Source organism: Streptomyces sp. NPDC002886 (genome assembly GCF_042888445.1).
Classification (GTDB): Bacteria; Actinomycetota; Actinomycetes; order Streptomycetales; family Streptomycetaceae; genus Streptomyces.
Genome location: NZ_JBIAPV010000020.1, coordinates 67250 through 75943, shown reverse-complemented (window position 1 = coordinate 75943; position 8694 = coordinate 67250). Strand labels below are relative to the sequence as shown.

Below are 8694 nucleotides of genomic sequence, written 5' to 3'. Positions count from 1 at the left end.
GCCCCGCCCACGGCGGACGCCCCCGGGCGGTGGGGGGGGGGGCGGGGGGACCCCCCGGGGGCGCCGAGGCGGCCGGCCGGGGGTGGGGGGGGGGCCCCCGGGGCCCCCCCCCCCCCCGGCGGGCCCCCCCCCCCCGGGGGGGGGGCCGCTCCGGTGTTGGCGGTCTGTCGGTCGGTCGGTCGGTCCGGTCCGGGGTCAGGACTGGTTGGACGACCGGCTGCGGCGCAGCATCGCGAAGCCGAGGCCCGCGGCGCCCACCGCCGCCATGCCCCCGCCGGCGGCGAGCAGCAGCGTGCTGTCGGCATCGGCGGACACCGGCACGACACCCTCCGCACCGGCCTTCACGCCGCCCTTCGGCACGACCCGCTCGACGGCCTTCTTCTCGACGGGCTTGGCGACGGGCTTGGCGACGGGCTTCGCGTCCTTGCCGCCCCTGTCGACCTTGTACGTCTCGATCAGCTTGCCGCTGGCGAAGTCGTAGACCCAGCTGTTCCCGCCGTTCTTGCCGTCGATGACGACGAACTTCACGCGCTTCCCGTCCTGGACGAGCTTGTACGTCCAGCCGTCGTTCGTCGCGGTCGGGTGCTTCAGGTCGATCGTCCCGAGAAGGTTCCCGTTCGGCATCGAGAGCTCGACGCGCTTGCCGTTCGGGCCGTCGATCAGCCGCGCGTTGCGCCCGTCGGGCATGGCGACCTGGACGGAGTTCTCCTCCACCGGCTTCGGCTTCGGCTTCGGCTTCTCGACCGGCTTGGTCGCGCCCTCGACCCACGAGGTGACGGTGCCGTTCGGCTGGAGGACCACGTGCAGCCCGTTGTTCTGCCCACCGGCGGCCTTGCCGTCCTTGCTGACCAGGGTGGCCAGCTTGTTGCCGCCGACGAAGATGTCGGCCTCGAAGTGGCCCTCGCCGATCTTGTAGACCCGGGCGATCGATCCGTCGGCCAGCTTCACGGTCGTCACGTAGGCCCGGGCGGAGGGCTGCACCGGCGGGGTGGTGGGCGGCGTGGTCGGAGGCGTGGTCGGCGGCGTGGTCGGGGGCGTGGTCGGCGGGACGGTCGGGTCCACCTGCGGCTGCTGCGGGTCCACGGACGGCTGCTCGACGCCGGGCAGGACCGGCTGGTCGGGTACGGCCGGGGAATCCGCGAAGGCGGAACCCACCGGAAGGGCGAGGACGGCGGCCGCACCGGCCACGACGGCGGCGGTACGGAGGGTGGTACGACGGTGCGGGCTACGCATGACGGGGCTCATCTCGTGCTCGTTCGTGCTTCGTGGCGGTGGCTACGTCAACGAAGCTACGGACCCGGTATGTCCGTATTCCGTCGGAGATGTAACAGCCATCGGCAGACTGCCGCGCAGCCACGTAACCCACCCTGAGAAGCCCCTCCAGGTACCCCCTAGGGGATGTCACAGCTCAGCCGCAAAGGGGACTTCTTCCGCCGCCCCGGCCATCCACCCGCTCCGGAGCGGGTACTTTCGATCACGTGGCTGGATTCAGGATCGGACGCGGCCGGGACAACAACCGCACCCCGCAACAACCTCCGCGGCAGCAGCCGTACGGTCAGCAGCAGGCGCCCCAGGCGCCGCCGCCGTACGGCCAGCAGCCCTACTCACCCCAGCAGTGGCCGCAGCAGGCCGCTTCCGGGGGCCAAGGCGAGCCCGAGTACTTCGACCCGCACGGCGGCCAGGGCGGCGGCCAGGGATACGGCCCCGGCCCCGGCTACGGCTACGACCCCGGTCATCCCCCCGCCCAGGGAGCCGGCGGCCCGGGTGACTCACCGGGGTACACCCAGGCCTTCGCCATCGGCGAGGACCCGTACTCCTACAACCAGGGCGCGACCTACCAGGCGGGCGCGGCCCAGGCCGCCGCCCCCAGCGGTCCGCGGCTGCCGTGGAAGGAACTGCTCCGGGGCATCGTGATCCGCCCGGGCCAGACCTTCCTGCAGATGCGCGACTACGCCGTCTGGGGGCCGGCGCTGATCGTGACCTTCCTCTACGGCACGCTCGCGGTCTTCGGCCTCGACGACGCCCGCAAGGACGTCATCGACAGCCCCTTCTCCCAGGCCGTCCCGATCGTCCTCTCGGCGGGCGTGGCCTTCGTGATCTGCGGCCTGATCCTCGGCGCCGTGACCCACACGCTGGCCCGCCAGCTGGGCGGCGACGGGGCGTGGCAGCCGACGGTGGGCCTGTCGATGCTGGTCATGAGCCTGACGGACGTACCGCGCCTGCTGTTCGCCATGTTCCTGAGCGGCGACAACATGCTCGTCCAGATCCTGGGCTGGGTCACCTGGGTGGCGGCCGGCGCGCTCTTCGCCTCCCTGATCAGCAAATCGCACGACCTGCCGTGGCCGAAGGCCCTGGGCGCGTCGGCGATCCAGCTGATCGCCCTGCTGTCGATCATCAAGCTGGGCACGATCTAAGCGCACGCACACACGCGCGCAGAACGCGAGAGGGGCCCGCCGCACGCACACCGCGCGGCGGGCCCCTCTCGCGTCGCTCTCACGTCTCCGGACGGATCTCAGGCGTCGAGAACCTGTCCCTCACGCGTCACCACGGGCGGCTGCGTGGACCACGGGAACTCGATCCACTCGTCGGTCTTCTTCCACACGTACTCGCACTTCACGAGCGAGTGGGACTTCTCGTAGATCACCGCGGACCGGACCTCGGCGACGTGCCCGAGGCAGAAGTCGTGCACCAGCTTGAGCGTCTTGCCGGTGTCGGCGACGTCGTCGGCGATCAGCACCTTCTTGTCGGTGAAATCGATCGCCTCGGGCACGGGCGCCAGCATGACCGGCATCTCCAGCGTGGTCCCCACCCCGGTGTAGAACTCCACGTTCACGAGGTGGATGTTCTTGCAGTCGAGCGCGTACGCCAGACCACCGGCGACGAAGACGCCGCCGCGGGCGATGCTCAGGATGACGTCGGGCTCGTAGCCGTCGTCGGCGACGGTCTGCGCCAGCTCGCGCACGGCCCGCCCGAATCCCTCGTAGTCAAGGTTCTCACGCACTCCGCCACTCACTACGTCGCTCATGCCTCGTGCCTCACCTGGGTCCGGTGGAAGTTCTGGAAGGACCGCGAAGCCGTCGGGCCGCGCTGGCCCTGGTACCGCGATCCGTACCGCTCGCTCCCGTACGGGAACTCCGCGGGCGAGCTGAGCCGGAACAGACACAGCTGCCCGATCTTCATACCCGGCCAGAGCTTGATCGGCAGCGTGGCGAGGTTCGACAGCTCCAGCGTCACGTGCCCGGAGAACCCCGGGTCGATGAACCCGGCGGTCGAATGGGTCACCAGCCCCAGCCGGCCGAGACTGGACTTCCCCTCCAGTCTGGAGGCGATGTCGTCGGGCAGCGAGATGACCTCGTAGGTCGACGCGAGCACGAACTCACCCGGGTGGAGGATGAACGCCTCGTCACCCTCGGGCTCGACCATCCGGGTGAGATCGGACTGCTCGACCGCGGGGTCGATGTGCGCGTACCGGTGATTCTCGAAGACCCGGAAGAACCGGTCGAGACGTACATCGATGCTGGAGGGCTGCACCATCGACTCGTCGAAGGGGTCGATGCGAACCCGTCCGCTGTCGATCTCGGCCCGGATGTCTTTATCAGAGAGAAGCACGTCCCGAGGATACGCAGAGCGCGCGGGCCGCCCCAATCGAGGCGGAATCCCGCGCGCCGCTGTTCTCCCTCGTGTCTACCGCTTCGGCGCCGCTCCCACGGGCACGGCGTGCCGCAGCCGCGCACAGCGCGGACACCGCAACAGCCGCCCCGGCCCGATCCGGCCGGCACCGAGGTGCTGCAGCGGGAACGAAGCGGTGCTGAATACGTGCCCTTCGGCACAACGGACGACGGTGTGCTCCATCGAGTCCCTTTCCCCAACCAGCCGTACTGCGATGAATCGCCACATTAGGGGATGAACAAGACCCACTCCAGCCGCCGCTCCGCACACACAAGGTACGCCCCAACTCCCGCCCCCACGCCCCTCCGTGCACCCCACACGCGACACCAGTCCCGGGACGAATTCACCAGGGGACGATCATGGGGTAGGGTGAGAAACGATAGCGCTCCAGGCAACTGGACGACTACGCGGATGTAGTTTAATGGTAGAACATGAGCTTCCCAAGCTTATAGCGCGGGTTCGATTCCCGTCATCCGCTCTCGCAAGAAGGCCCAGGTCAATGACCTGGGCCTTCTTCGTTGTCCCTGCCTGGTCGGGTGTTCCGCACCGCTCACGCACCCCTTCCCCCCTGACCGGCCTGCTCGGCGGGCTGCTACCGGGCGGTTGCAAGGACGTTGACAGCGGTAGCGCGCTCTCCTGCCGTCCACCGACCGGTGGACGGCAGGTTCAACCGGCCGGGCGTGTCGGGCTGCGCACCCCGCCGACCAGGATCTCCGGTATGAGTCAACTCCCTGTGCAGATAGCCCGTTGGAGCGCGCAGCACGCATGGCGTGCGATCGCCGGCTGGTTCGTGTTCGTCATCCTGTGCCTCGGCGTCGGCATCGCGGTCGGTACCAACGAAGCCGGTGTCGAGGACTTCCGGGTCGGTGAGGCGGGGCGCGCCGAAGCGATGGCAGCCGAAGGGGGCCTGCAGCGCAGGCCCACCGAGCAGATCATCTTCTACGCCAAGTCCGGACCTCCGGACATGGCCGCAGCCGACTTCGCGGCCCGGGACCTCACCGCGCGGATGCGGAAGCTGCCCGAGGTGGACAGCGTGGCGGCCCCGGTCCGCTCCAAGGACGGCAAGGTGCTCAGGGTCTCGGTGGTCCTGAAGGGCCCCGAGCTGGACGGCAAGAAGAACGTCGTCCCGCTCCTCGAACAAACGGCGAAGGTACGCGACGACCACCCCGACCTGGTCGTGGAGGAGACCGGCTCCCCCTCCATCAGCAAAGGAGTCAATGATCAGCGCGGGAAGGACCTCGCGCTCTCCGAGCGCATCACGCTGCCGGTCACGCTCATCACCCTGCTGATCGTCTTCGGATCGGTGGTCATGGCCAGTGTGCCGCTGCTGCTCGCGCTCTCCTCGATCGCCGGCGCCCTGGGGCTGTCCATGATCGCGTCCCACGGCCTCCCCGACCCCGGTGTCGGGACCAACATGACCCTGCTCATCGGCCTGGCCGTGGGAGTCGACTACGCGCTCTTCTACCTCAAGCGTGAACGCGAGGAACGGGCCCGTGCCGGTGGCCGGCTCGGCTCGGAAGCCCTGGTGGAGCTGGCGGCGGCGACCGCGGGCCGGTCCATCGTGGTCTCCGGCCTCGCCGTGATCGCCTCCACCGCCACCTTGTATCTGGCCGGGGACGTCATCTTTTCCTCGCTGGCGACGGGGACCATCCTGGTCGTGGCGGTCGCCATGGTCAGTTCCCTGACCGTACTTCCCGCACTCCTCGCGACGATCGGGCGCCGGTCCGAGCGCCGTTCGGCCCGCAAGGCCGCCCGCCGGGCGAGCCGCGGCAAACCGGTCCGTACGCAGCGGGCGGCGGCCGAAACGGGCCGGGTGTTCGGCGCCCTGCTGCGGCCCGCGCAGAAGCGTCCCGCCGTCACCCTGAGCGTATCGGTGCTCGTCATGCTCGCCCTGGCGGCGCCCGCGCTCGGCATGAAGCTCATCGACCCGGGCAAGGACACCTTCTCGCGCGACATCCCGGCCATGCAGGTCTACGACCGGCTGAACGCAGCCTTTCCGGAGCTTCTGGTCAAGCATGAGGTCGTCGCCCGCTCCACCCCGGACCGGGCCCCGGAGGTGAGGCAGGCTCTGGCGGATCTCGGCCGGCGAGCGCAGGCCGATCCTCTGTTCGCCAGGACCGCCGAGCCGCAGGTGCGTACGTCGGCCGACGGCCGGATCAGTGTGCTGGAGCTGGCCGTCCCGTATCCCGCGCCCTCCGCCGAAGCGACCGAGTCGCTCGGGCATCTCCGTAAGGACCATGTGCCCGCCACGGTCGGCATGCTGTCCGGCGTGGAGACAGGGGTGAGCGGTGACGTGGCCCGGGGCCGCGACTACGTGCATCACGAGAAGAGCAAGCTCCCGCTGGTCATCGGGTTCCTGCTGCTGGTCACCTTCGGGATGACCGTGTGGGCGTTCCGCTCGGTGGTCATCGGTCTGATCGGCGTCGTACTCAATCTGCTGTCCGCCGGGGCATCGCTCGGCCTGCTGGTCGTGTTCTTCCAGGGGACGTGGGCGGAGGACCTGCTGGCCTTCGACTCCCTCGGCGCGATCGCGTCCCGGGTGCCCCTGTTCCTCTTCGTGATTCTCTTCGGCCTGTCGATGGACTACCAGGTATTCGTGGTCAGCCGGATCCAAGAGGCCATGCACAACGGAATGTCAGCCCGCGAGGCGGTGCTGGACGGAATCACCCGGTCGGCCAAGGTGGTCACCAGCGCGGCGATCGTGATGGTGACGGTGTTCGGCGCCTTCGTCGCCCTGCACCTCACCGAGATGAAGCAGATGGGCTTCTGTCTGGCGGTGGCCGTACTGCTGGACGCCGTGGTCATCCGGCTCATGGTCCTGCCGTCTCTCCTGCTTCTTCTCGGCGAGCGGGCATGGTGGCCGCTCCGGCCGACCCGGTCGTCCCCTACGGCGCAGATCACCACCCCGGCTCCCCGTCCATTCGAGAACGTAGTCTGACGATCATGCTTCAACGTCCGCAGCGCGGGGACCCGTTCTGGATATGGATGCTCCACTGGTGGGACGTCATGTCCTGGGTGATCATCGGCCTGCTGGCCGTGATCACCATCGTGGGAGACACCCCCCGCCCGACCGGTTACGGGTCGCTGGGGCTGCTGGCACTCCTCGGCATCTGTTACGGGCTCGTTCGCAGACGCCCCGGCAATCCGGTGCTCGGCGCGTACGCCTATCTAGCCTTACTGGTCCCCGTCCTGGGCGGACTCGCCTACCTCCGCGACGGCTTCGGGGTGCTGTACACGCTGGCGCTCCCACAGTTCGTCATCTTCGTGAACAGTCTGCGGTCCTCGATCGTCTACAGCGGGCTCGGCGCCGTGGCCATCACGGTCGGCGGCAGCCTGCGGGAGGGCCTGAACGCCGAGGTCCTCACCACCAACGCCATCTCTTCGTTCGCTGTCTACGCGGTGAGCGTCCTGATCGCCGTACTGACGCCCCGGGCCCTTGAACTGCGCGACGAACGCGCCCAGCTGCGCACTGAGTTGAAAAGCACCCAGCTCAGCCTGGCCGAGGCACACCGGCTCCAGGGCGCCGCAGAGGAGCGCGAGCGCCTCGCACGGGAGATCCACGACACCCTCGCGCAGGGCTTCGCCTCCATCATCGCGCTGGCGGAGGCGGCCCGCTCCGGCCTCGAAACCGATGCGGAGAGGAGCGCGCAGCAGTTGCAGTCCATCGAACAGACCGCCCGCGACAACCTCGCCGAGGCCCGTGTCCTCGTCGGCTCGGCCCCTCAGAGCGGCGTGGCTCCCGGCTCGGCGGCCAGAACCCTGCGGCGGACCCTGGACCGGTTCACCGAGGACACCGGGGTTACCGTCACCGCAGACCTGCCGGACATCGAGTGCGACCAACCGACTCGGATCGCGCTGCTCCGCTGCACTCAGGAGTCCCTCGCCAACATCCGCAAGCACGCGGCAGCCTCCGCGGTGGATGTCGTCCTGGCACGGCGGCCGTTCGGCATCGAGCTGGAAATCATCGACGACGGGCGGGGCTTCGTGGTCGAGGAGTCCCGAGGCTTCGGACTCAACGGCATGCGCAAACGCCTCGCCGAACTCGGCGGAGAACTCACCGTCACCAGCTCGGTTGGAGACGGCACCCGCATCCTCGCCATGCTTCCCACGAACGGTCAGGTGTGACATGACAACATCGGCAGACGTGCTCCGCATCATCCTGGCCGACGACCACGCGGTGATGCGCGCCGGCCTGGTCGCGCTGCTGGCCTCCGAGCCCACCATCGACATCGTCGGCGAAGCGAGCGACGGCCGGGAGGCGGTCGAGCTGGTCGACCGACTGCATCCCGACCTGGCGCTGCTGGATCTGCGGATGCCGGTGCTCGACGGGGTGGGTGCCACCGCCGAGATCGTCGCGGGCCGTCCCGGTACTCGCGTGCTGATCCTGACCACCTACGAAACCGACACCGAGATCGAGCATGCGGTAGAGGCGGGCGCCACCGGCTACCTCCTCAAGGACGCGACTCGCGACCAGCTCGTCGAGGCCATTCACTCAGCGTCCCGGGGCGAGACCGTCCTGGCCCCACGCGTCGCGCAGCGTCTGGTGGCCAAGATGCGGCAGCCCTCGCCGGTGACGCTCACCGCGCGCGAGGTGGACGTGTTGAGTGCTGTCGCGGACGGCCTGTCCAATCCGGAGATCGGCAAGCGCTTGGTCATCTCCGAGGCCACGGTGAAGACCCATCTGCTCCGCATCTTCGCCAAGCTGAACGTCAGCGACCGCACGCGCGCGGTCGTACTGGCCCTGCAGGGGGGTCTACTGGACCGGCGTTAGCCCGCCTGCGGCTCGACCTGAGCCACTTGCGCAGTGGTTACGGCCGCAGGCGTCGGCTCCCGGCCGCATCCCTTCGGACCGTCACCGCCTTCGCAGCACCCACAGAACGCGCTCGTAGCAGCGCCTTCCCGGCACGTGCCCCATCCGTGCCCTTCGGAGCGGTGAACAGCGGACAACACCGGGCTCCGAAGGCATCTCCAAACGCACACCCTGGGGAGGGTTTCTGCAGGTCAGAGACCACATGAGCAGCCCGA

The 8694-nt window shown here is 69.1% G+C and carries 7 protein-coding genes and 1 tRNA gene; 5 read left to right on the top strand and 3 right to left on the bottom strand.

Annotation, left to right across the window (positions count from 1 at the left end; all coding sequences use genetic code 11):
• Window positions 1-195 precede the first annotated feature (195 nt).
• Entirely contained in the window at window positions 196-1233 is a 1038-nt protein-coding gene (locus tag ACFYYB_RS41740; protein ID WP_389443896.1) for a hypothetical protein, read from the bottom strand.
• Window positions 1234-1478: 245 nt separating this feature from the next.
• On the opposite strand from ACFYYB_RS41740, the gene ACFYYB_RS41735 reads away from it, so the two are divergent.
• A complete protein-coding gene (locus ACFYYB_RS41735; protein WP_389443894.1) occupies window positions 1479-2414 on the top strand; it encodes a Yip1 family protein in 936 nt (311 codons plus the stop codon).
• A 98-nt stretch (window positions 2415-2512) separates the two neighbouring features.
• Here the strand turns inward: ACFYYB_RS41735 and ACFYYB_RS41730 are convergent, their stop codons facing one another.
• Together ACFYYB_RS41730 and dcd are read right to left on the bottom strand one after the other, a co-directional pair.
• Window positions 2513-3025 carry a phosphoribosyltransferase gene (locus ACFYYB_RS41730; protein WP_389443892.1) on the bottom strand — a complete coding sequence of 171 codons (513 nt, stop codon included), beginning with the start codon at window positions 3023-3025 and terminating at the stop codon, window positions 2513-2515.
• Entirely contained in the window at window positions 3022-3609 is a 588-nt protein-coding gene (gene dcd, locus ACFYYB_RS41725; protein ID WP_243330723.1) for a dCTP deaminase, read from the bottom strand. The genes ACFYYB_RS41730 and dcd overlap by 4 nt, the downstream gene beginning before the upstream one ends.
• A gap of 467 nt (window positions 3610-4076) precedes the next feature.
• Here dcd and ACFYYB_RS41720 point away from each other — a divergent pair.
• The 4 genes from ACFYYB_RS41720 to ACFYYB_RS41705 all read left to right on the top strand — a co-directional run bounded on the left by ACFYYB_RS41720 (window position 4077) and on the right by ACFYYB_RS41705 (window position 8440).
• A tRNA-Gly gene (locus tag ACFYYB_RS41720) sits at window positions 4077-4147 on the top strand.
• A gap of 240 nt (window positions 4148-4387) precedes the next feature.
• Window positions 4388-6607 carry an MMPL family transporter gene (locus ACFYYB_RS41715; RefSeq protein WP_389443890.1) on the top strand — a complete coding sequence of 740 codons (2220 nt, stop codon included), beginning with the start codon at window positions 4388-4390 and terminating at the stop codon, window positions 6605-6607.
• Window positions 6608-6612: 5 nt separating this feature from the next.
• A complete protein-coding gene (locus ACFYYB_RS41710; protein ID WP_386505446.1) occupies window positions 6613-7794 on the top strand; it encodes a sensor histidine kinase in 1182 nt (393 codons plus the stop codon).
• 1 nt (window position 7795) lies between these two features.
• The gene (locus ACFYYB_RS41705; protein ID WP_389443887.1) at window positions 7796-8440 is read left to right on the top strand and encodes a response regulator; all 645 of its coding nucleotides are present in this window, start codon (window positions 7796-7798) and stop codon (window positions 8438-8440) included.
• The last annotated feature ends 254 nt before the right edge of the window (window positions 8441-8694 follow it).